Genomic DNA, 23,003 nt, shown 5'->3' with positions numbered 1-23,003 from the left:
CATCGGCTCGGCGGAGTCGAACGTTGCGGCAACGGCCTCGCCCACCGACTCCGGCAGCGTTGCCATATCGTCGTCCTCGGGTGCGATGGGTTCGGTCATGTCGGTCATGTCGGTGCTCACCGCAGCTTCAGGGTCGACAGGCCGATCAGCACCAGCATCATGGTGATGACCCAGAAGCGCACCACCACCTGCGTCTCTTTCCAGCCGGACAGTTCGAAATGGTGATGCAGCGGCGCCATACGGAACAAACGCCTACCCTCGCCATAACGCTTCTTGGTGAACTTGAACCACGTCACCTGCAGCATCACCGAGACGGTCTCGGCCACGAAGATGCCGCCCATGATGAACAGCACGATTTCCTGGCGGACGATAACGGCGATGGTGCCGAGCGCGCCGCCCAGCGCCAGCGCGCCGACGTCCCCCATGAACACCTGCGCCGGATGCGCGTTGAACCACAGGAAAGCGAGGCCCGCCCCGGCCATCGCCGAGCAGAAGATCAGCAGCTCACCCGCGCCCGGAATGTGCGGGAACAGCAGGTACTTGCTGTAGACAGCGCTGCCCATCACGTAAGCAAAGATGCCCAGCGCGCTGCCCACCAGCACCACCGGCATGATGACGAGGCCATCGAGGCCATCCGTCAGATTCACCGCGTTGCTGGAGCCGACGATCACGAGGTACGTGAGGATGATGAAACCGAACACGCCCAGCGGGTAGCTGATCTCTTTGAAGAACGGCACGATCAGGTGCGACTTGGCCGGCAGGCTCAGTGAGAAGCCACTGCGCACCCAGTCCATGAACAGCTCGAGCACGCGCATGTTGCTCGTCTCGGACACCGAAAACGCCAGATATGCCGCGGCAAACAGACCGATCACGGTCTGCCAGAAAAACTTCTCGCGCGAAGACATGCCCTTCGGATCACGGTGCACAACCTTGCGGTAGTCATCCACCCAGCCGATTGCGCCGTAGCCCAGCGTGACCAGCAGCACGATCCAGATGAAGCGGTTGCCCCAATCCGCCCACAGCAGTGTGGACACCGCAATACCGATGAGCACCAGCACGCCGCCCATGGTGGGCGTGCCGGCTTTGACCAAGTGCGTTTGCGGACCATAGCTGCGCACAGCCTGGCCGACTTTCAGCTCCGTCAGACGACGGATCACAAACGGCCCGAACCCGAGGCCGATCACCAGCGCCGTGAGGGATGCCATCACGGCCCGGAACGTCAGATAGTTGAAAACGCGCAGGAAGCCGTAGTCGTTCTGCAGCCATTGCGCCAATGCCAATAACATGGGTTCTTGCTTCCCTTAATGCTTCTGTTGTGTGGAAGATCCGGCCGGCGCCTGTGTTGCAACGTGTGCAGCCGGGTCTTTCAAGACCAGCGCTTCAACAATGCGTTCCATCCGCATGAAGCGCGAGCCCTTCACCAATACCGTCGCGGCCGGCGCAATGGCTGGCACGCCGTGTTCAATCAGGTCTTCGGCAGACGCGAAATGCTGCGCGCCCGTGCCGAAAGCGTCCACTGTGTGACGTGCAAGCTCGCCGGTTGCCAATACCGCATCGATGCCGTGCTCGCGCGCATAGGCGCCGATCTCTTCATGGAATGCCGGACCCTGCGAGCCCACTTCGCCCATGTCACCCAACACCAGCCAGCGCGGCGCCGGCAGCGTGGCGAGCGCATCGATGGCCGCGCGCATCGAATCCGGATTCGCGTTGTACGTGTCGTCAATGACAAGGCCGCCATGTGCACCCGGCTTGCGTTGCAACCGGCCCTTGACCGGCGCGAAGTTGCCCAGCGCTTGCGCAATCACCTCCGGCGTGACACCGGCAGCCAGCGCGCATGCCGTCGCGGCCAATGCATTGCGGGCGTTGTGCACACCCAGCAGCGGCAGCGTGATGACGAAGCGCTGACCCGGTGCCTGCACGTCGATACGTTGGCCGTCGGCGGTGTCCGCCACGGTGCCCGTCACGGCACCAGCCTCGATACCGAAATCGAGCACGCGGCGCGAACCCGCTGCCGCTTGCCACACCGGCGCATATTCGCCACCGTTGGCCGCATCGCGCGGGAACACCGCCACGCCATCGGCCGGGAGCGCGGCCAACACGGCGGCATGCTCTTGCGCCACGGCTTGCACGCTGACCATGAATTCCTGGTGCTCGCGCTGCGCGTTGTTGATCATCGCCACGGTCGGCTGGGCGATGGTGGCCAGCACGGCCGTCTCGCCGGGGTGGTTCATGCCGAGTTCGAGCACGGCCAGCTTGTGCTGCGCGTTCAGGCGGAACAGCGTGAGCGGCAAGCCGATGTCGTTGTTGAAGTTGCCCGCGGTCGCCAGGCGGGCGTCTTCACCCACGGCCTGCGCGAAGATCGCCGAGATCATCTCTTTGACCGTGGTCTTGCCGTTGCTGCCCGTCACCGCCACCACCGGAATCGGGAACTGGCGGCGCCAGCCGGCGGCGAGTTGGCCGAGCCCAATGCGCGTATCGGCAACAGTCAGCACGGCCACGCTGGACACATCCAGTGTGGCGGCCGGCGCGCGCGACACCAGCACGGCGGCAGCGCCGCGTGCCACCACTTCAGGCAGAAAATCATGCGCGTCAAAGCGCTCGCCAATCAACGCGACGAACAGGTCGCCCGGCTGCACGGCGCGGCTGTCGGTGGTGACGCGCAGAATAGCCGCGTCGGGGCCAGCCAGACAGGTGCCGGCCATCCAGGCAGCGGCATCGCTGGCATGCATCATCACGGTCGGGGCGCTCATGCGTTCACCCCGCGGGCCGCTAGCGCCAGGCGCACATGCTCCTGATCGGAGAACGGGCGCTTGCGGCCAGCAATCTCCTGCGTCGATTCATGCCCCTTGCCGGCCACGACGATCACGTCACGCGCATCGGCGTGGCGCACCGCGTGCAGGATGGCAGCGGCACGGTCTTCGATCTGCGCAGCGGCACGCGGGTTGTCCATGCCGTCGGCAATCTCATCGAGGATGTGCTGCGGATCTTCGCTGCGCGGGTTGTCAGAAGTCAGCACCACGTGCGGCGCCAGGCGTTCGGCGATGGCACCCATCTGCGGACGCTTGCCGGGGTCGCGATCGCCGCCGCAGCCAAACACGGCCCACAGCTTGCCGCCGCGCGCTTCGGTCGTCGGTGCGAGTGCGCGCAGGGTCTGCTCCAGCGCGTCGGGCGTGTGGGCGTAGTCGACCACGACCAGCGGGCCATCCTCGCCGCCAAAGCGCTCCATGCGGCCACTCACGGGTTGTAGCTTTTCCAGGCGGGCAGTGGCGTCCTGCCACGGCACGCCGGCCGCCAGCAGCGCGCCCAGCACACTCAGAAGATTCGATACGTTGAACCGGCCAACGGTGGGCGCATGCACGGTCGCATGGCCGAAGCTGCCATCCACGTCGAACGTCGTGCCGGTGCGATGTGCGCGCACGTTGGTGGCACGCAGCCATTGCTTGGCGCCGTGTTGCGCAGCCGCTTCGCCGTCGATGCCGTATTCGATGGCTTCGACATCGGCGCGGGCATTCTGCAACAGGCGCACACCCGCTACGTCGTCGCGGTTGATGACGGCAGCACGAAGGCCCGGCCAACCGAACAGGCGCGCCTTGGCGAGTTCGTACTCGGCCATCGTGCCGTGATAGTCGAGGTGATCCTGCGTGAGGTTCGTGAAGACGGCAATGTCGAAACGTGTGCCGTCCACACGGCCTTGCTCCAGGCCGTGCGACGACACTTCCATGGCGATGGCGCGGGCCCCTGCGCGGTGCAGGTCGGCGAGGCTGTGCTGGAGCTGGATGGCGTCTGGCGTAGTGAAACCGGTAGGCGCCAGCGCATCGACAAACCCGGTGCCGAGTGTACCCACCACTGCGCAGCGCTCCCCCTGCATGGACAACGCCTGAGCAATCCACTGCGAACACGATGTCTTGCCGTTGGTGCCCGTCACGCCAATCACACGCAGCGCTTCCGGGCCCGGCACGCCATACCATTGCGCGGCCAGAGGGCCGGCCAACTCGGCCAGCCCGTCCACCGCCAGGATGCGCACCGGCGCGTCAGACGGCATCGCGTAGCCATGCGCTTCGGCCAGCACGGCGGAAGCGCCCGCCTCGATGGCCTGCGGAATATGCGGACGACCATCGCCATGCTGACGCACATTGCCGAGCACGTAGGCGGCGAACACATCGCCAGTCTTGAGCTTGCGGGTATCGCTCGTCAGATCGGCGCTGGCGGGCACCTGGGCGCGCAGCCAATCGAGCACCGGCGCAAGGCGCGCCGCGATGGTCGGGCGATCAGAGGTGGGCCTGGCTGTCATTGCAGGCCCCCTACCGGCTCTTCCGGCACGTCCGGGGTCATCACAAGCTGGCGCACCGGCGAATCCGGCGGGACGTTCAACGCGCGCAGCGTGCCGCCCACGATCTGAGAAAACACGGGGCCGGCCGCCCCGCCGCCGTAGCGGTTACCTACCGTGGGCTCGTCCACGCTCACCGCCACAATAATGCGTGGGTTCGACATCGGTGCCAGACCAATAAACGAGGCGCGATACTTCGAGCGGTCATAGCCGCGTCCGGTGTGCTTCCAGGCCGTGCCGGTCTTGCCGCCCACGCGATAGCCCATCACTTGAGCCTGGGGCGCGGTGCCACCAGGTGCGGTCACCGTCTCCAGCATCTGACGCACCTGCCGTGACACCTCGGGCGAGATCACGCGCTCGCCCTGTGGCGGCTGGCCATTGGTGCGGTACATCGTGATCGGGATCAGCTCGCCATCGTGCGCGAAGATCGTGTACGCATGTGCAATCTGGAACAGTGACACCGACAGACCGTAGCCGTATGACATGGTTGCCTGTTCGATGCGGCGCCACTTGTTGGCCGGCCGCAGCCGCCCCGCCACCGCGCCTGGAAAACCAATCTTCGGCGCCTGCCCCAAGCCAACGCTGGTGAACATGTCCCACATTTCCTGTGGCTTGAGCATCATCGCGATCTTGGTCGTGCCGATGTTGCTGGAGTGCTGGATCACCTGCGCAACTGTCAGCGTGCCGTAGTTGCCTGTATCGGAAATGGTCGCGCCTTCAAAGCTGTACCTGCCGTTGGTCTGCACCAGCGTGGTAGGCGTCACACGCTTGAGCTGCAGCGCCAGACTGATGGTGATCGGCTTCATCATCGAGCCGGGCTCGAAGGTGTCGGTCAGCACGCGGTTGCGCAGTTGCTCGCCCGACAGGCGGCTGCGGTCGTTGGGGTTGTAGGTCGGGTAGTTGGCCAGTGCCAGCACCTCACCGGTCTGAGCATCCAGCACGATGGCACTGGCAGCCTTGGCGCGGGTGCGGTCAATGGCAGCCTTGAGTTCATTGAAGGTCAGGTATTGGATCTTGGCGTCAATCGACAGCGTCTGGTCATGTCCATCACGCGGCGCCTTGAGAACGCCCACGTCTTCCACCACGCGGCCCAGGCGGTCTTTGATCACCTGACGCTGACCGGCCGCCCCCGCGAGATCGGACTCGCGCGCCAGCTCCATGCCTTCCTGGCCCTTGTCCTCGACATTGGTAAAGCCGACGATGTGCGCCATCGCCTCCCCTTCCGGGTAGAAGCGCTTGTACTCACGCGTCTGATAGATGCCCTCGATCTTCAGCGCCGCGATCTGGTCCGCCACCTCAGGCAGCACCTGGCGCTTGAGGTAGACGAAGCCCTTGTCTTCGCCCAGCTTGGTCGCCAGCTCCTTGTTATTCATGCCGAGCAGCTTGGCGAGCTTCTTCATCTCCTCGCCGGGCACGTTGTTGGGCACGTCTTCGGGCACCGCCCAGATTGCCTTGACCGGCAGGCTGGTCGCCAGCACCAATCCATTGCGATCCAGAATCTTGCCGCGCGTGGCCGGCAACTCCAGCGTGCGCTGGAAACGCTTCTTGCCTTCAGCCTCGTAGAAGCGGTTGCCCGGACCTTGAATCCACAGCGCCCGGCCGATCAACGCCAGGAATGCGGCAAACATCAGGAAGACGACCAGTTTCGAGCGCCACATCGGCAGGCGCAGGCCCAGCACCGGGCTGGCGGAGAACTGGCCCAGGCGCGCGCGCGCCGTGGTGCCGTTGGATTTGCGTGCGCCGCTCATGGCCGTACTCCGGAAGCCGTGGGCGCGCTGGCCGCAGCGGAGGAAGCCCCGGAGGACGCCCCAACTGCCGGCACATCGGCAAACCCCTGCAGATACTGCGTCCGCCCCGCCTGCGCGGGCGACATCTTCAATTGCTTGCTCGCGATATCGGCAATGCGAGCACTCTTGCCGAGCGCGCTCTGCTCATATTGCAGACGCGACCAGTCGGTATTGAGTTGTTTTTCTTCCGCCTGCGCCCGATCGAGCGAGACAAACAGCTGACGCGCCTGATGCTGTGCGTTGACCAGCGACAGTGCACACAGCACCAGCGCAGTCAGCAGGAACATGTTCAGGCGGTTCATGGCGTCTGGGGCTCCGTCAACTCAGCAACGCTCGGCGACGCGCATGATGGCCGAGCGCGCACGTGGGTTGGCCGACACCTCGGCCTCCGACGGCTTCACACGGCCCAGCAGGCGCAGTTGCGGCACCGGCAGTTCATGCGCACGCAGCGGCGCCCGACGCAGCTCCGGCGCGGCGGATTGCTCCGGGCGCGCCAGGGCCTGCATGAAGCGCTTGACGATGCGATCTTCCAGCGAATGGAAGCTGATCACGACGAGGCGTCCCCCTTGTTCCAGACGTTCAAAGGCGGCCTTCAGACCGGTTTCGAGGTCCGCAAGCTCTTGATTGACGTGAATCCGTAAAGCTTGAAAGGTGCGGGTCGCAGGGTCTTGACCCTTCTCGCGTGTTTTGACGGCTTGCGCCACGAGCGCGGCAAGCTCGGATGTGCGATCGAGAGGACCTCGATCCCCGGATTGGCCCCGGCGAGCAACAATCGCCTTTGCAATCTGTACAGCAAACCGTTCTTCCCCATAGTCCCGTATCACCCTCGCAATGTCGCGCTCATCAGCCTCGGCCAGCCATTGGGCTGCGGTGATGCCGCGCGTGGTGTCCATCCGCATGTCGAGCGGGCCATCCATCCGGAACGAGAAGCCACGTGCGCCTTCGTCGATCTGCGGCGAGCTGATGCCCAGATCGAGCAGCACGCCAGCCACCCGTTCAATGCCGCGCGCGCTCAGGCACTGAGCCATCTGCGCGAAGCTGTCATGCTCAATAGCGAAGCGGGCATCCTCTACGGTGCCCGCTTCGGTGATTGCTGCCGGGTCCTTGTCGAAGGCGACGAGTCTGCCGCCGGGCCCCAGCCGTTCCAGGATGCGCCGGCTGTGCCCGCCTCTCCCGAAGGTTCCATCGATATAGATGCCGTCGTCTCGCCAAATGAGCGCGTCGACCGCTTCGTCTAAGAGCACCGTTTGATGGCGCAGTCCCGTACTGGCTTGGGTTGTCATCTCGCGTCATCAAAAGGAGAAATTCTTGAGGGCGTCGGGCATGCCTTGCGCCATGGCGGCCTGCTCCTTCGCGGTGTACGTGGCGGCGTCCCAGACTTCAAAGTGACTACCCATGCCGAGCAGCATCACGTCGCGCTCAAGGGCGGCCGCGGTGCGCAGTTCAGGGGTGATGAGGACGCGGCCTGCGGTATCGAGTTCAACATCGGCGGCGCTGCCCAGGAAAATACGTTTCCACCAGTGTGCTTCCATCGGCAGCGCGGCAATGCGCTCGCGAAAGCGTTCCCACTCGGGGCGCGGAAACAGCATGAGGCAACCGTCCGGGTGCTTGGTCACAGTCACCCGGCCCTCGGCCTGCAGCTGGAGCGCTTCACGGTGCCGCGACGGAATGGACATCCGCCCTTTGGCATCCAGCGTCAGCGCCGACGCACCCTGGAACACGTTGGTTTCTCTCTCCGTGTGGCGATTCGATCGCCACTCACCTTGCCGTCAACTGGCCTGCAAACGGCCTCTTTGAACCACAAAACTACACTTTCTGACACTGTTTCCCACTTTAGAGGAACGACTTTAGGTGGTCAAGGCTTGCGGAGGCCTGCGAGACGGAAAATTTGCAATCAGAACAATGACTTAGCGCACACCCCCTGAGGAGCCAAGTCACTTTTCCCAATCAAATGAAGGAGATAGCGTGGTTTATGTAGAAACCACGTGAGAGAACGGCGCACGACAGCACTCGCGGCGCGAGGGCACAGACCGCTGGCGGCAAAGCTCAGGCGAATGGAGGAGCGGGCGGTACGTCGTCGGGCCGTCGGGCGACGGCACTGGGTCGTCAGATGCGGTAGGCGGCCGTAGTCATGACGCGCGACGCGGCGCGCATGGCTTGGCGAATGGGCTCCGGGAGATCAATGCCGCCGGCCTGGCGCGCGTTGTCGCCATGGCGGATTTCGTCGTCGCGCATTTGGGCAACGATGGCGCGCGAGCGGGTGTCCTGTTCGGGCAGTTTGTCGAGATGGCCGTCGAGATGGTGCTCAACCTGACGCTCGGTCTCGGCAACGAAGCCGAGGCTGATCTTATCGCCCAGGCGGCCAGCAACCGCACCGATGGCGAAGGCGCCGGCATACCAGAGCGGGTTGAGCAGGCTCGGGCGGTCGCTCAATTCCTGCAGGCGCTGGGCGCACCAGGCGAGGTGGTCCTCTTCTTCGCGCGCGGCTTCGTCGAGCTGGGCGCGGATGGCGGGGTCCCGCGCAAACAGTGCTTGCCCCTGATACAGGGCTTGGGCACAGACCTCACCGACATGGTTCACGCGCATCAGGCCGGCTGCGTGGCGACGGTCGGCCTCGGAAAGTTTGGTCGCGTTGTCTGCCGCGCCCGCGGAGGCAGCGGAGGCAATCACGGCATCAGCGGGGTTCGGTCGGCTGGCGCGCGTGACGCCAGCCACCGCGCGCAGAGCGCGATCGAATTCGGGGAGGAAACGGTCGAGCATGAGTAGGGGCGCCGCCGGCAATGGCGTGCGGCGCAATCGTCATTGTAAGGCCGAGGCCGGATGGCGCCTTGCGTCCGATCAGAACCGGGCCGACCAAACACTACTGTACGGGATAACCCTGTTGGGGCGCGAATCGCATCTAAAACCGCAAAGAATCGACCGCACCTATGCCCGATCTATTCCAAATTCTGAAACAGCATGTTGCCGGGATCAGACAGCAAACGCGCGTTTACGAACATTCGTTCGCAAATTTCGACCGAGCCCAGGAGTGCATTGCTACATTAGTCAGCGACTTCGTTTGAAAGTCGTGGGGCAGGAAGACAAGAACGGAGGGTCTGCCTGCCACTGAACTCAATAAATAAAGATCTGGAGACCGACCGATGAAAAAATCGCTGCTGGCATTGGCAGTGCTGGGCACGTTCGCAGGTGTTGCGCAGGCTCAGTCGAGTGTGACGCTGTATGGCGTGGTCGACGCGAACGTCGAATACGTCAACCATGAGCAGAGCGTAACGGCGGCAGGCGTCGCTATTCCAGGCAGCAGCGGTTCGCGCCTTGCGATGCAGGCAGGCGGCCTGTCTTCCAACCGTTGGGGCCTGCGCGGTATCGAGGACATCGGCGGCGGGCTCAAGAGCCTGTTCGTGCTGGAATCGGGCTTCGCCATGGACACCGGCACGCTGCAGCAAGGTGGCCGCCTGTTCGGCCGGCAAGCGTTTGTGGGCTTGCAGGGCAACTGGGGCAAGATCACGCTGGGTCGCCAGTACACGACGATCTTCGACATGATGGCGAACTTCTCGCCGAGCGGTTACGCCACGCAGTGGGAGCCGGTGGTCGGCCTGCTGGGCGCGAACTTCCGCGAAGACAATATGATCAAGTACGGCGCCGCCTTCGGTCCGGTAACGGTCGAGGCTCACTGGATGTTTGGCGAGCGCGCAGGCAGCAACACGGCCAACTCCGGCTACGGCGCTGGTGCCAACTACTTTGCCGGTCCGTTCGGTTTGGGCGTGGCGTATGACGAAGTGAAGGTGCTGACGGCTGCGGAAGCGCTGGGCTTGTCCGGCGGCAACGACTATGCCCGCGACAAGCGTGCCGCCATTGCGGCCAGCTACACCATGGGGCCGGTCAAGGTGATGGGCGGCTACCGCTACGGCAACACCGAAGCGCCGTCGAGCGGCGCCGCTGCGGCCCTGACGCCGCACCGCGACGACCTCTACTGGCTGGGCGTGAACTACCAGGCCACCCCGGCACTGGGCCTGACGCTGTCGTACTACTACGACAACATCAAGGAAGCGACCATCGGCGGCGCTACGGTCAACCCCCGCAAGCCGCAGCAGTGGAACTTCATTGCCGACTACAACTTCTCGAAGCGCACCGACGTGTATCTGACGGCCGCATACGCTCGCAACGCTTCGCTGAACTGGGACTCGATCGGCTACGTGACCAACCCGGCAACGGGCGCGCAGACGTCGGTGGGCTACCTGCCGGCCGCATCGCAGACGTACTTCATCACGCCGAACTCGGATAACCAAGTGGGCGTGGCAGTGGGTGTGCGCCACAAGTTCTGACGCGCACTTGGTTTTTGCCCGCCGCCCCTCTCCTTGGCGGGCGCAGGAAGGCACCTTCGGGTGCCTTTTTGCATGGTCGCGCGTTATGCTCCGGCGATCCGCCTGGCGCGTCGCGGGCGGCCTTGCCTCTATAACGACAACAACGAAACCTCCACGGGAGCCCTGCATGTCCGCTTCGACTTTGCCAACCATGGCGCCCTCCGCCCCCGATGCGGCCGCCGAAACCAGCCGCTCGCGCATCATCTTTGCGAGCTTTATCGGCACGGCCATCGAGTTCTACGATTTCTACGTCTACGCCACGGCTGCGGCGCTGGTGATCGGGCCGGTGTTCTTCCCGCACGGCTCAGCCACCGCACAGGCGTTGTCGGCGTTCGTTACGTTCGGCATTGCCTTCATTGCGCGGCCGATCGGCTCGTTCCTGTTCGGTCACTTTGGTGATCGCATCGGGCGCAAGTCAACGCTGGTGGCGTCGCTGCTGGTAATGGGCATCTCAACCACGCTGATCGGGCTGGTGCCGGGGTATGACAGCATCGGCACCCTCGCGCCGATCCTCTTGTGTGTGCTGCGCTTTGGCCAGGGTATCGGCCTGGGCGGCGAGTGGGGCGGGGCGGCGCTGTTGGCCACCGAGAATGCCCCGGCGGGCAAGCGCGGGGGGTTCGGTATGTTTCCGCAGCTGGGCCCGTCAGTGGGTTTCCTGGCTTCGAACGGGCTGTTCTTTGGATTGGCGATTGCGCTGTCGGATGAACAATTCCGCAGTTGGGGCTGGCGCGTGCCGTTCCTGGTGAGCGCGGTGCTGGTGGCGCTGGGCTTGTACGTGCGATTGAAGATCGCCGAGACGCCGGCCTTCCAGGCTGCCATCGATCGGCAGGAGCGCGTGAAGGTGCCCGTGGCGGAACTGCTGGCCCGCCACTGGTGGCCGACGCTGCTGGGCGCCCTGGCGATGGTGGTCTGCTACACGCTGTTCTACATCTCGACGGTGTTTTCGCTGTCGTATGGCGTGAGCACACTGCACTTCTCCCGCCCCAGCTTCCTGGGGCTGCTGTGCCTGGCCGTGGTGTTCATGGGGCTGGCGACACCGCTCTCGGCATGGGCGTCCGACCGCTTCGGGCGCAAGCCGGTGCTGATCGCCGGCATCATCGCGGCCATTCTGTCGGGCTTCACGATGGCACCGCTGCTGGGCAGCGGACAGACGCCGCTGGTGGCGCTGTTCCTCATCATCGAACTGTTCCTGATGGGTGTGACCTTCGCGCCGATGGGCGCGCTGCTGCCAGAGCTGTTCCCGACCAACGTGCGCTACACCGGCGCGGGTGTGTCGTACAACCTGGGCGGCATTCTCGGTGCATCGATTGCGCCGTATATCGCGCAGAAACTGGCCGAGCAAGGTGGCCTGAGTTGGGTGGGCATGTACGTGTCAGCCGCTGCGGTGGTCAGCCTGATCGGCGTGCTCTGCATGCGCGAGACGCGCGACGCGAGTTTGATGTAATCCCCACCACGTTGAGGGCCGCCGCATGCGGGTATTGGCCTGCGGGGCGCTTAATCCCAGGAATGGGAGCCTGAGCGCCCACGTTTGATGTCGCTACGCGCGCGCTTGCCGTCCAGCCGGCGGATCTTGGAAGCGCGCGTGGGCTTGGTGGCAATCCGCGACTTGGGCACCGACAGCCCAGACGCGATAAATGCGGCCAGACGTTCGCGTGCGTCCTCGCGGTTGCGGTCTTGGGTGCGGAACCGCTGCGCGTCGATCACGAACACGCCGCCATCGGTCAAACGGCGGTCGCGCTTTGCCAGCAGGCGGGCGCGCACCGCCTCCGGCAAAGACGGCGAGCGGGCGATGTCAAAACGCAGCTCCACCGCCGTCGAGACCTTGTTGATGTTCTGCCCGCCCGCCCCACTCGCACGCACGAAACGCTCGACCAGCTCCGATTCCGGGATGGACAAATGCGGCGTGATTTTGAGGGCGGGATCGGGCATGGCGGGATTGTAGAAGACGGTGCTGTTTCGGGCCGGGCGGGTTGAGACATCACGGCGCACCGCGACCAAGCCGTTCGATCACATGTAAGAATGAAGCCCTTGCATTCGTCCAAGCCTACACCCGTGTTTCCCTGGAGTTCCGCGCATGTATCACGGAGAACGTTTCAATGGCTTCAGCCACCTGGCGGGTGCCATTCTCGCCGCCGCCGGCATGGCGGTGCTGGTGACATCCTCGGCGCTGCATCACGATGGCTGGAAGGTGATCAGTTCGGTGGTCTACGGCACCACGCTGGTTCTGCTCTACACCATCTCGACGCTGTATCACAGCCTGCGCGGCCGGGCCAAAGCCATCTTTCAGCGGCTGGACTATTGCGCCATCTACCTGCTGATCGCCGGCAGCTATACGCCGTTTGCGTTGGTGACGCTGCGCGGCCCGTGGGGCTGGACGCTGTTCGGCGTGAACTGGGCGCTGGCCGCCATCGGCATTGCGCAAGAACTCTGGATCGGCCGCCGCACACGCGTGTTCTCGCTGTTGATCTACGTGGTGATGGGTTGGCTGGTGCTGATTGCCATGGGGCCGCTGGCGGCCGCGTTGGCCGCGCCGGGCCTGTGGTGGCTGGTGGCAGGCGGTGCGCTCTATACCGTGGGCATCAGCTTCTTTCTCTTTGACGAGCGTGTTCGGCACTTCCACGGCATCTGGCACTTGTTTGTGCTGGCAGGGAGTGCGTGTCAGTTCATCAGCATCCTGCTGTACGTTGGTTGACGTTGGCCGATCGACATACGGGAACATCGAAATCTGCCCACCCCTGCTACGCGAGCACATCGACGACAGCGTCGGTCTGCTATTGCGGGAACTTCAGAATGTGCCGATTGGGTTCGCGCAAATACGCTGCCGTAATACCCCCTTTTGATACCGCGAAGGGGAACGTATGGCCGACACAAGAAACGGTTATGACCGTTGGAAGGATGGCATCGACAAAACGCTGAACAACCCAGCCTGGAATCAGTACGACTGCGAAATCATCTTGGCAGTCAACGAGTTCAACCGACACCTTTCCGGGCAAGGTGGATTTCTCACGCTGGATTGGAAAATCATCAAAGCGATGATCTGGGTGGAATCCGGCTAGCTTGCGTGACTGAACTCAACGGCCGGCGCGCTCAACAACTCAACCAGACTGCTGAGCACATGCCAGCGCGATAACCCTCCAAAGAAAAAACCGCGACAAATCGCGGTTTTTTCTTTGCGGCTGCGCAGACTCACGCCCGCTTCTTCATCGCCTCATCCCGCAGCTCACGGCGCAGGATCTTGCCGACGTTCGTCTTCGGCAGTTCATTGCGGAACTCGATGAACTTCGGGCGCTTGTAGCCGGTGAGCTGCTCTTTACAGAACGCCTGCAGCTTCTGCTCGGTAAGTGTCGGGTCGCGGCGCACCACAAAGAGCTTCACCACCTCGCCGGAGTGCACGTCGGGCACGCCCACAGCGGCCACTTCCAGCACGCCAGGACACATCGCAACCACGCCTTCGATCTCGTTGGGGTACACGTTAAAACCCGACACCAGGATCATGTCCTTCTTGCGGTCGACGATCTTGGTGTAGCCGCGCTCATCCATCACACCCACGTCGCCGGTCTTGAAGAAGCCGTCGGCGTACATGACCTTAGCGGTCTCATCCGGGCGCTTCCAGTAGCCGGCCATGACCTGCGGGCCGCGGATGCAGATCTCGCCCGGCTGGCCGATTGGCTGATCGCGGCCTTCGTCGTCGCGGATGGCGATTTCCGTACCCGGAATCGGCAGGCCAACCGTGCCCGAAAACTTATCTGTATTGGTCGGGTTGCAGATGGCCGACGGCGAAGTTTCCGACAGGCCATAGCCTTCGATGATCGGGCAGCCCGTGACTTCCAGCCACTTCTTGGCCACCGCTTCCTGCACCGCCATGCCACCACCGTTGGCCACGCGCAGGTTGGAGCAATCGACACTCTTGAACTCGGGGTTGTTCAGCAGCGCGTTGTACAGCGTGTTCACGGCCGGGAACATGTGGAAGCGGTACTGCTTGAGCACCTTGATAAAGCCCGGAATATCGCGCGGGTTCGGGATCAGCACCGCCAGCCCGCCCTTGCGCATCGACAGCAGGCAGCACACCGTCAGCGCGAAGATGTGATACAGCGGCAGCGCGGTGATGGTGATGATCTCTTCATCGGCAGCCAGCATGCGGCCGTCGCGGCCGGGCTTGACGAGCGCCGGATTCATCCACGCTTCCGATTGCAGCACATTGGCGACGATATTCCGATGCAGCAGCGTCGCGCCCTTGGACACGCCGGTCGTGCCGCCCGTGTATTGCAGGAAGGCCACGTCGTCCGGGCCGACAGAGGTCGGCTTGAGCGTTTGCTTGGCGCCTTCTTCCAGCGCGGTATTGAAGCGGATGCAGCTGGGCAGCTCCCACGCCGGCACCATCTTCTTGACGCTGCGCACGACGAAGTTGACCAGCATGCCCTTGAGGCCGCCGAGCATGTCGCCCATGCTGGCCACCACGATGTGCTTGACCGGCGTGCTGGGCAACACCTGCTGCAACGTCGTGGCGAAGTTCTCCAGGATGATGATGGCTTCAGCGCCGCTGTCCTTGAGCTGGTGTTCCAGTTCGCGCGGTGTGTAGAGCGGGTTGACGTTGACAACCACATAGCCGGCGCGCAGCACCGCCGCCAGCGCCACCGGGTACTGCAGCACGTTCGGCATCATCAGCGCAACGCGGGCGCCGGGCGCCAGGCCGCGCGACTGAAGCCACGCTGCCAGTTGACGCGAGAGCGTATCGAGCTCGCCGTAGGTCAGCACCTTGCCCATGCATTCAAACGCACGACGGTTGCGGTTCTTCTGGAAAGAATCCTCAAGCAGATGGGCGAGCGATCGATACTGCGACGCATCGATCTCGGCCGGCACCCCGGCGGGGTACTGCTTCAGCCACGGCTTGTCCATGGGTGTGTCTCCTGGCAATTGTCGATTTTTTCGAATGGTCGTTCGATTTTTTCCGCATCGTACGCGGATGCTTGTGTCAAAACAATAACTTAGACAGTTCCCTCAGCCGGTCGACCATGCTTGAAGCCGCGGCAAAAAACCGCTGCTGGCATCACTTTTGCACGGCTTGGCCATCCATCTTGGCCACCGCCGCAGACGCCAGCAATCGCAGCGCTGCCTCACGTTGCGATTTGGATTCGCGCGCCATGGCTTTGACGTCGGCATAGAAGCGCGTCCAATCGCCACCATCGCGGTAATAGAGCGCCGTGAACGCAGGCACCCATTCCAGATAGCTCGCCACCGCCCCCAGATGCGCGTTCGACAGCGGCTGCGCGAACCAGCGATCGTAGCCGGTGTAGCCGCCCCAGCTTGCCTTGAGCTTGGCGTAATCCGTCTGCAGGCTCGCAAAGATGGCGCGTTTTCCGGCGCGCTTCTCATCGTCCGACACCGGGCTCGCGTACAGCGCTTCGAGCCGGTTGCGGTACGCCAGCAGCAGGGCGCGGAATTGTACGCGGCGGGCGTCGTAGGTGGCGTATTCCGCGCGGATTTCCGGGGTGGCTGCATCTGCCAGCCAGCGCTCAACGCCAATCGTCTCGACCGTGGTGGCAAAGGATTCGTTGAAGGCCGTATCGCCCTTGGCGTAGACCACCTGGTGCGCCAACTCATGAAAAATCAGGCGCGCCAGCTCGCCTTCGGGCAGGCCGACGAAGGTGTTGAGCAGCGGATCGTCGAAATAGCCCAGTGTGGAATACGCAGGAATGCCGGCCACATCCACGTCCAAGCCTTGCGCGCGCAAGGCATCGGCGTAGGCCATGGCGGCGTTGCGGTTGTAGTAGCCCCGATAGGTTACGCAGCCGACCACCAGGAAGCACCATTCCTTGAGCTTGACCGACAACTCCGGCGCGGCAAATACGTTCCACACCGCAAACGGACGCTTAAGGTTGGCGTAGACACGATAGCTGCCGTTATCGGGCAAGCCCAGATCGCGCGAGGCATAAATACGGATGCTGCGCGCATCCTCCAGGCGCTTGGCAAGCTTGTCGTTGTGGGTCTGGCGCGCATTGTCAATCGCTTGATCGATCGACTCGCGCTGCGACATCAGTGAGAGGTGCCCGGTGACCGACTGGTAGTAATAGCCGACCGTATCGCAGCCGGCCAGCAACACCGAACCGGCCAGCAACAGCCCTGCGCCCCACGCGCGAACGCCACGCATCGCGGCCTCGTCAGGCTGCCTGCGCCAACGGCGCGACCTCGACCAGGCAATCGTAGAAGGTGGGCGCGCGGCCCATGTCGGTCAGGCGCTGGCTGGTCAGCTCGTTGGCGTTGGTGCCGTCGGGCGCAAGCTTCTTCCACCAGATCGACAGGCCGACGACCACGCCGCGCCGCGCGCGATCCGTCACGCGGGCGCGCGCCTGCATGGTGCCGCGGTCATTGAAGACGCGGACCAGCTCGCCGTCGGTCACGCCGCGCGGCAAAGCATCGTCGGGATGGATATCGAGGTGCGGTTCGCCTTCGGTGTTGCGCAAACTGTCGACATTGACGAAGGTGGAGTTGAGAAAGTTGCGCGCTGGCGGCGAAATCATCGACAGCGGATAGCGCTTGGCCAGCTCCGGCGTGCTGAGGGCCGACTCGTGCGGCGGCACGTAGCCTGGCAGCGGATCGAGCCCGTCTTTCGCCATCTGTTCGGAATAGAACTCGCAGCGGCCGGACGGCGTGCGATAGCCGCCGCGGGCCAGCGGCGCAGCCGGGTGCGCCAGCTTTTGCCAGCCCTGGCGCTTGAGCGTGGCCCAGTCGATGTGCGCAGCGGCCGGGTCATCGCGGCGCACGGCCTGAGCGGCGATGTCGTCGTCGGAATCGGCGAAGCACGCATCGGCAAAGCCCATACGGTGTGCAAGGCGGCGGAAGATCTCGGTGTTCGGCAACGACTGGCCCATCGGCGCGATGGCCGCGTTATTGGCCAGCACGTACGTGTGGCCGTAGGCCTTGTGCACGTCGACATGTTCGAGCTGCGTGGTGGCTGGCAGCACGATATCGGCATAGTCGGCGGTGTCGGTCTGGAAGTGTTCCAGCACCACGGTGAAGAGGTCTTCGCGCGCAAAGCCGGCGGCAACCTTGCGCGAGTCGGGCGCCACGGCCACGGGGTTGCTGTTGTAGACGATCACCGCCTCGATTTTGGGGCCAAACGCCGCGTCGCCCGGATGTAAAAGCGCATCGCCGATGGTGCTCATGTTGATGGCGCGCGGCAGTGCTGGCTCGCCGTTGGGCCCGCGCGGCAGCAGGTCCGGCCGCTGCAACTTGGCGCTGTCGATCGGGAAAAAGCCGGAAGTCGACAGTTGCAGGCCGCCGGCCGCATCACGCCACGCGCCCACCAGCGACGGCAAGCACGCCACGGCGCGCACGCCCTGCCCGCCGCCGTGCGCGCGCTGCATGCCGTAGTTCAGGCGAATGGCCACCGGCTGCTTGTCGCGCACGACTGTCGTGCCATACAGCTTGGCAAGCCACTCGATGTCCGCCGCCGCCACACCACACAGCGTGGACGCATACTCCGGCGTGTATTGCTGCGCCCGTTCACGCAACGCATCGAAACCGAGTGTGTGATTGGCGATGTAATCGTGGTCGAGCAGGCCATCACGGATCAGCACGTGGATCATCGCCAGCGCGAGCGCCGCATCGGTACCGGGGCGCACGGCCAGATGGTGATGGCACTTCTCAGCGGTAAGAGAACGGTACGGATCGATGGCGATCAGCGTAGCGCCGCGCCGCTTGGCTTCCTGCGCGCGCGTCCAGAAATGCAGGTTCGAGGCGATCGGGTTGCCGCCCCAGATCAGGATCAGCTTGGCGTCCTGCACATGCTCGATGTCCATGCCCAGGCTCGCACCATACGTATAGCGCAGCGCCGTTGCGCCGGCCGACGCGCAGATGGTGCGATCCAGCAACGACGCACCCAGCTTGTGGAAGAAACGCGCAGCCATGCTTTCGCCCTGCACCAAGCCCATGGTGCCGGCATAGCTATACGGGAGGATGCCTTCGGGGTTGCGCTGCGCAATGTTGCCCAAGCGCGTGGCGATGAGGTCGATGGCTTCGTCCCACGAGATCGGCGCGAACTTGCCCTCGCCCTTGGCGCCCACGCGCTTCATCGGCGTCAGCAGGCGGTTCGGGTGATACGTGCGCTCCGCGTAGCGGTTGACCTTGGTGCACAGCACGCCGGCCGTCGTCGGGTGGTCCGGGTCGCCCTGTACGCGTGTGGCACGGCCGTCTTCCACGGTGACAAGCAAGGCGCAGGTGTCGGGGCAATCGTGCGGGCAGGCGGCACGGATGACTTGGGTGGACATCAGGGACTCCGGAATGGGGTCGCAGCCGGTGCATCAACACCGCCGCGATGATCCGGAAATTGTATCGCGCCGCCCCGGTTTATCAGGGCGCGCGCGACAGCGTGTGCCGATGTGCGCCCGCCATCACGGTCACATGCGGGTATTTACCCTGTATCGGCCCGCTTCCATGTCTCAAAAACGCGCAGAATGGCGGCAATCGCCTCGATTGTGTTTGCCTGGTAAGCCTGTTTAGCTATGATGCCGGGCAATTCAGATGAACTCTTCGGGGGGAGAGCAATGCAATCACGCAATATCTCGAGGCTACTGACGATGTTCGCAGCGGCCGTCATCGGGGCGACCGCAGGCAGCGCGCGGGCGGAAACTGGTGTTACGGCCGACACCATCGTGATCGGCCAATCCGCGCCGATGAGCGGCCCCGCCGCACAGCTCGGCCAGCAGATGAACCGTGGCGCCAAGCTGTACTTCAATGCCATTAACGCAGCGGGCGGCATCAACGGCCGCAAGATCGAGCTGAAGGTGCTCGACGATTTCTACGAGCCCGACGCTGCGGGGCGCAACACCAAGACACTGATCGACGACACGAAGGTCTTCGCCCTGTTCGGCTACGTCGGCACGCCGACCAGTCTGGCCGCGCTGAAGATCGCCAACCCGGCAGGCGTACCGTTCTTTGCACCCTACTCGGGCGCGATGGCGCTGCGCGAGCCTTTCGCGCGCAACGTCTTCCACGTGCGCGCGAGCTACAACGACGAAACCGCCGCCATCGTCCAGCAGATTCATACGACTGGCCTCAAGCGCATTGCTGTGCTCTACAACGACGACGCCTATGGCAAGGCCGGCCTGGATGGCGTGCAACGCGCGCTGAAGCTGCATGCAAACCAGGGCGTGTCGCTAGCGGCGCAAGCCAGCGTGGTGCGCAACACCACCGACGTGAAGGACGCGATCGGCACCGTGCTCGCGCAGAAGCCGGACGCCATCGTCATCATCAGCGCGTACCAAACCGTGGCGGCGCTGGTGAAGGGCGCGCAGGAACAGGGCTACGCTGGCCAGTTCTACAACGTGTCATTCGTCGGCACCAAGGCGCTGGCCAATACGCTGGGCAAGGCCGGCGGCGGCGTGATCATCTCGCAGGTGATGCCGTATCCGTATAGCGGCGCATCGCCGCTGGTGCGCGACTACCAAAAGCTGCTCAAGTCCGATGGCATCACCGATTTCGACTACGGCAGCATCGAGGGCTACATCGCCGCACGCGTGTTCGTCGAGGGGCTCAAGCGCGCCGGCCGCGACCTCACGCGCGAGAAGCTGATCACCGCGCTGGAATCGATAGGCAACTACGATCTTGGCGGCTTCAACGTGAACTTCTCGCCGTCCAACCATGTGGGCTCAAAGTTCGTTGAGATGACGATCATCAGCTCGAGCGGCCAGGTAATTCGCTGAACGCGCATCGCCGTCGCAAGAAACCGGGCGCGTGCCCGGTTTTTTTTCGCTCAAGCCGGCTGCGACTGCGGCTGCCGTTGTGCGAGTCGCCGCATGAAAGCTTCGCACTGCGCAATCTGCGCGAGTTCGATGTACTCATTGGGCTTGTGCGCCTGCTCGATATTGCCGGGCCCACACACCACTGTCGGAATGCCCGCGCGCGAGAACAGCCCCGCCTCCGTGCCGTAGTCGACCTTACCGACGGCGCCTCGACTATCGGCCAGCGTCACCAATTCGTGCGACGGCGCAATCGACAGACCCGGCGTGTTGGCCTTGATGGCGAAGCTGATGTCGGCGTCGGCAGAAATCTCGCGCATCTGCGGCAGCAGCACATGCTGCGCATAACGCTCGACCTCACCGAACAACCAATCCGGGTCGGTGCCCGGCAAATAGCGGAAATCGAAGGTGAACTCACAATCGCGCGGCACTACGTTGGTGGCAATGCCGCCCTTAATGGTGCCCGTGTTCAGCGTCGTGTGCGGTACGACAAAAGCGGCGTCGCGCGCCTCTTGCGCCGCCAGACGCGCGGCCAGCGATCGAATATGCGCGATCAGCAGCGCCGCGAATTCGATCGCATTCACACCCTGCGGCGTCAGCGCGGAATGCGCTTCCTTGCCCCGCACGCAGCAACGATATTCGCGCTTGCCCTTGTGCGCGATGATGGCACGCATCGACGTGGGCTCACCGACGATGCAACCCGCAGGCTGAATGCCGCTTGCCTCCAGATCACGCAGCAGACTGCGCACGCCCACGCAGCCGATCTCTTCGTCGTACGACAGCGAGAGATGGAAACTGGCATCACCCTGCGCCGCCATAAACGCGGGCACATTGGCAAGCGCCACGGCAATGAAGCCCTTCATGTCGGCGGTGCCGCGCCCATACAGTCGGCCATCGCGAATATGTGCATCAAACGGGTTCGTGTCCCACGGCTGACCATCCACCGGCACCACATCGGTATGCCCCGACAGCACCAGCCCCGGCTTACGCCCCGGCGACAGCGTCGCAAACAGATTTGCCTTGCCACCCGTTGCGTCGTACGTCAGGCGGCAGTCCGCGCCCTGCGCACGCAAGCGATCCCGCACCCACTCGATCAGGCCGAGATTGGAATTCCGGCTGACGGTATCAAACGCCACCAGCGTGCGGATCAGTTGCAGAACTTCGTCGGAAGGTTTCGATGCAGCAGCGATGGCGTCGGCAGACATGGTTGGGCTCGGGTCGTTCACGTAGCGCTCAAAAAACCACAGCGGGAGACCTGATTTCGGCACACGGTCAATTGGCGAACGTCCAGTGTAGGCGTTTCGGCCACTCGTCTTGGTCTGCGTACACGGGCACACAAGCCGCAGCGTGAAGAATCCATACGAAACTGCATGGCCGAATCAAGCAATTGGTTGATGGCGGGTCGGAAATCGCCCTTCGGCGTATGATCGAATGTGATTCCGAACTTTCAGCCAGAACACGAGTATTCCATGAAGCTGATTCCAGAAATCCAAGCCGCACAGCCCGAAATCCAGGCGCTGCGACGCGACATCCACGCGCATCCCGAACTTTGCTTCGAAGAACAGCGCACCTCCGATCTGGTCGCCGCCAAGCTCGCCGAGTGGGGCATCGAAGTGCATCGCGGCTTGGGCAAGACCGGTCTTGTCGGCGTCATCCGCAACGGAGAAGGCAAGAGCATCGGCCTGCGCGCGGACATGGATGCCCTGCCGCTGGCCGAGGCAAACCAGTTCGACCATCGCTCCAAACACGAGGGCAAGATGCACGCGTGTGGCCACGACGGCCATACGGCAATGCTGCTCGGCGCGGCACACTACTTGGCCAAGCACCGTAACTTCAGCGGCACGGTGAACTTGATCTTCCAACCGGCCGAAGAAGGCGGCGGCGGCGCGCGCGAGATGATCAAGGATGGCCTGTTCGAGCGCTTCCCAAGCGACGCCGTCTTCGGTCTGCACAACTGGCCGGGCGTGCCGGTCGGCGCATTCGGTACGCGCGCTGGCGCTTTGATGGCGTCAAGCAACGAGTTCCGCATCACGATCAAGGGCAAGGGCGCGCACGCTGCATTGCCGCACAACGGCAACGATCCGGTGTTCGTCGGCGCGCTGGTAGTATCGGCGCTGCAAGGCATCATCACGCGCAACAAGCGCCCGATCGACACTGCCGTCCTGTCCGTCACGCAGTTCCACGCCGGCGACGCAACCAACATCATCCCGAACGAAGCGTGGATCGGCGGCACGGTGCGCACGTTCTCCACCGAAGTCCTCGACCTGATCGAGCGTCGCATGGAGGAGGTCTCCAAAGGGATTGCCACCGCATACGATTGCACGGTCGACTTCGCCTTCCATCGCAACTACCCGCCGACGGTCAACACGGAAAATGAAACGCAGTTCGCTGCGGCCATCATGCGCGAACTCGTCGGCGCGGATAACGTTGACGCCAATATCGACCCGACGATGGGCGCCGAGGATTTCTCGTTCATGCTGATAGAGAAGCCTGGATGCTTTGCCTTCATTGGCAACGGCGACGGCGACCACCGCGAACAAGGTCATGGCCTCGGGCCGTGCATGCTGCACAATCCAAGCTACGACTTCAATGACGAGTTACTGCCATTGGGCGCGACATACTGGGTTCGCTTGGTGGAAAAATTCCTGGCACGTAGCTAGTCAGCTCACTCGTGTATAAAAGCAAAAAGCCTCCATTCGGAGGCTTTTGTTTGTAAGCGAGTACGGAGGCGCCGGCGATCCGTGACTGGTTGGTACAGTGCTGTGGGGTGAGGAGCAGTAAAGCAAACACC

19 protein-coding genes are annotated in these 23,003 nt (G+C 63.6%); 6 read left to right on the top strand and 13 right to left on the bottom strand.

Features of this window, described 5'->3' with window-relative positions; all coding sequences use genetic code 11:
• Window positions 1–116: 116 nt before the first annotated feature.
• From mraY to coq7, 8 genes are all read right to left on the bottom strand, one after another.
• Window positions 117–1,286 (bottom strand): phospho-N-acetylmuramoyl-pentapeptide-transferase, encoded by a 1,170-nt coding sequence (gene mraY / locus PSUB009319_RS19440; RefSeq protein WP_124383840.1) that lies wholly within the window; start codon window positions 1,284–1,286, stop codon window positions 117–119.
• Window positions 1,287–1,301: 15 nt separating this feature from the next.
• A complete protein-coding gene (gene murF, locus PSUB009319_RS19435) occupies window positions 1,302–2,750 on the bottom strand; it encodes a UDP-N-acetylmuramoyl-tripeptide--D-alanyl-D-alanine ligase (protein ID WP_124383839.1) in 1,449 nt (482 codons plus the stop codon).
• A complete protein-coding gene (locus PSUB009319_RS19430) occupies window positions 2,747–4,291 on the bottom strand; it encodes a UDP-N-acetylmuramoyl-L-alanyl-D-glutamate--2,6-diaminopimelate ligase (RefSeq protein WP_124383838.1) in 1,545 nt (514 codons plus the stop codon). The genes murF and PSUB009319_RS19430 overlap by 4 nt, the downstream gene beginning before the upstream one ends.
• Window positions 4,288–6,075, bottom strand: a complete 1,788-nt coding sequence (locus PSUB009319_RS19425) for a penicillin-binding protein 2 (protein WP_124383837.1) — start codon at window positions 6,073–6,075, stop codon at window positions 4,288–4,290. Before PSUB009319_RS19425 ends, PSUB009319_RS19430 begins: the two co-directional genes overlap by 4 nt.
• Window positions 6,072–6,416, bottom strand: coding sequence for a cell division protein FtsL (gene ftsL, locus PSUB009319_RS19420; protein WP_124383836.1), 345 nt, complete (start codon window positions 6,414–6,416; stop codon window positions 6,072–6,074). Before ftsL ends, PSUB009319_RS19425 begins: the two co-directional genes overlap by 4 nt.
• A 21-nt stretch (window positions 6,417–6,437) precedes the next feature.
• Window positions 6,438–7,397, bottom strand: a complete 960-nt coding sequence (gene rsmH / locus PSUB009319_RS19415; RefSeq protein ID WP_124383835.1) for a 16S rRNA (cytosine(1402)-N(4))-methyltransferase RsmH — start codon at window positions 7,395–7,397, stop codon at window positions 6,438–6,440.
• Window positions 7,398–7,406: 9 nt separating this feature from the next.
• Window positions 7,407–7,835 carry a division/cell wall cluster transcriptional repressor MraZ gene (mraZ, locus tag PSUB009319_RS19410; protein WP_021196112.1) on the bottom strand — a complete coding sequence of 143 codons (429 nt, stop codon included), beginning with the start codon at window positions 7,833–7,835 and terminating at the stop codon, window positions 7,407–7,409.
• Between the two features lie 385 nt (window positions 7,836–8,220).
• Window positions 8,221–8,874 (bottom strand): 2-polyprenyl-3-methyl-6-methoxy-1,4-benzoquinone monooxygenase, encoded by a 654-nt coding sequence (gene coq7 / locus PSUB009319_RS19405; RefSeq protein WP_124383834.1) that lies wholly within the window; start codon window positions 8,872–8,874, stop codon window positions 8,221–8,223.
• A 380-nt stretch (window positions 8,875–9,254) separates the two neighbouring features.
• On the opposite strand from coq7, the gene PSUB009319_RS19400 reads away from it, so the two are divergent.
• The gene (locus tag PSUB009319_RS19400) at window positions 9,255–10,436 is read left to right on the top strand and encodes a porin (protein ID WP_124383833.1); all 1,182 of its coding nucleotides are present in this window, start codon (window positions 9,255–9,257) and stop codon (window positions 10,434–10,436) included.
• Between the two features lie 166 nt (window positions 10,437–10,602).
• Entirely contained in the window at window positions 10,603–11,919 is a 1,317-nt protein-coding gene (locus PSUB009319_RS19395) for an MFS transporter (protein ID WP_124383832.1), read from the top strand.
• A gap of 50 nt (window positions 11,920–11,969) precedes the next feature.
• Here the strand turns inward: PSUB009319_RS19395 and arfB are convergent, their stop codons facing one another.
• Window positions 11,970–12,404: an alternative ribosome rescue aminoacyl-tRNA hydrolase ArfB gene (gene arfB / locus PSUB009319_RS19390; protein ID WP_124383889.1), complete on the bottom strand. Its 435-nt coding sequence runs from the start codon at window positions 12,402–12,404 to the stop codon at window positions 11,970–11,972.
• A 145-nt stretch (window positions 12,405–12,549) separates the two neighbouring features.
• Between arfB and PSUB009319_RS19385 the strand changes: the two genes are divergently transcribed.
• Both PSUB009319_RS19385 and PSUB009319_RS19380 read left to right on the top strand, forming a co-directional pair.
• Window positions 12,550–13,167 carry a hemolysin III family protein gene (locus PSUB009319_RS19385; protein ID WP_124383831.1) on the top strand — a complete coding sequence of 206 codons (618 nt, stop codon included), beginning with the start codon at window positions 12,550–12,552 and terminating at the stop codon, window positions 13,165–13,167.
• A gap of 166 nt (window positions 13,168–13,333) precedes the next feature.
• Window positions 13,334–13,531, top strand: coding sequence for a hypothetical protein (locus tag PSUB009319_RS19380; RefSeq protein WP_124383830.1), 198 nt, complete (start codon window positions 13,334–13,336; stop codon window positions 13,529–13,531).
• A 130-nt stretch (window positions 13,532–13,661) separates the two neighbouring features.
• Here the strand turns inward: PSUB009319_RS19380 and PSUB009319_RS19375 are convergent, their stop codons facing one another.
• The 3 genes from PSUB009319_RS19375 to PSUB009319_RS19365 all read right to left on the bottom strand — a co-directional run bounded on the left by PSUB009319_RS19375 (window position 13,662) and on the right by PSUB009319_RS19365 (window position 18,742).
• Complete coding sequence (locus PSUB009319_RS19375) at window positions 13,662–15,371, bottom strand: long-chain fatty acid--CoA ligase (protein WP_124383829.1); 1,710 nt, start codon at window positions 15,369–15,371, stop codon at window positions 13,662–13,664.
• 151 nt (window positions 15,372–15,522) lie between these two features.
• Complete coding sequence (locus tag PSUB009319_RS19370) at window positions 15,523–16,623, bottom strand: aminopeptidase (RefSeq protein ID WP_124383828.1); 1,101 nt, start codon at window positions 16,621–16,623, stop codon at window positions 15,523–15,525.
• A gap of 10 nt (window positions 16,624–16,633) precedes the next feature.
• Window positions 16,634–18,742 (bottom strand): molybdopterin-dependent oxidoreductase, encoded by a 2,109-nt coding sequence (locus tag PSUB009319_RS19365; RefSeq protein WP_124383827.1) that lies wholly within the window; start codon window positions 18,740–18,742, stop codon window positions 16,634–16,636.
• 276 nt (window positions 18,743–19,018) lie between these two features.
• On the opposite strand from PSUB009319_RS19365, the gene PSUB009319_RS19360 reads away from it, so the two are divergent.
• Window positions 19,019–20,176: an ABC transporter substrate-binding protein gene (locus PSUB009319_RS19360; RefSeq protein ID WP_124383826.1), complete on the top strand. Its 1,158-nt coding sequence runs from the start codon at window positions 19,019–19,021 to the stop codon at window positions 20,174–20,176.
• A gap of 50 nt (window positions 20,177–20,226) precedes the next feature.
• On the opposite strand, the gene argE is transcribed toward PSUB009319_RS19360, so the two are convergent.
• Entirely contained in the window at window positions 20,227–21,417 is a 1,191-nt protein-coding gene (argE, locus tag PSUB009319_RS19355; protein ID WP_124383825.1) for an acetylornithine deacetylase, read from the bottom strand.
• A 264-nt stretch (window positions 21,418–21,681) separates the two neighbouring features.
• Here argE and PSUB009319_RS19350 point away from each other — a divergent pair, with 264 nt between their 5' ends.
• The gene (locus PSUB009319_RS19350) at window positions 21,682–22,872 is read left to right on the top strand and encodes a M20 aminoacylase family protein (protein ID WP_124383824.1); all 1,191 of its coding nucleotides are present in this window, start codon (window positions 21,682–21,684) and stop codon (window positions 22,870–22,872) included.
• Window positions 22,873–23,003: the final 131 nt, after the last annotated feature.

This window comes from Ralstonia sp. SET104, from assembly GCF_003851545.1.
Taxonomy (GTDB): Bacteria; Pseudomonadota; Gammaproteobacteria; order Burkholderiales; family Burkholderiaceae; genus Ralstonia.
The sequence above is the reverse complement of the archived record's forward strand: the minus strand, read 5'-3'. Positions and strand labels throughout refer to the sequence as shown.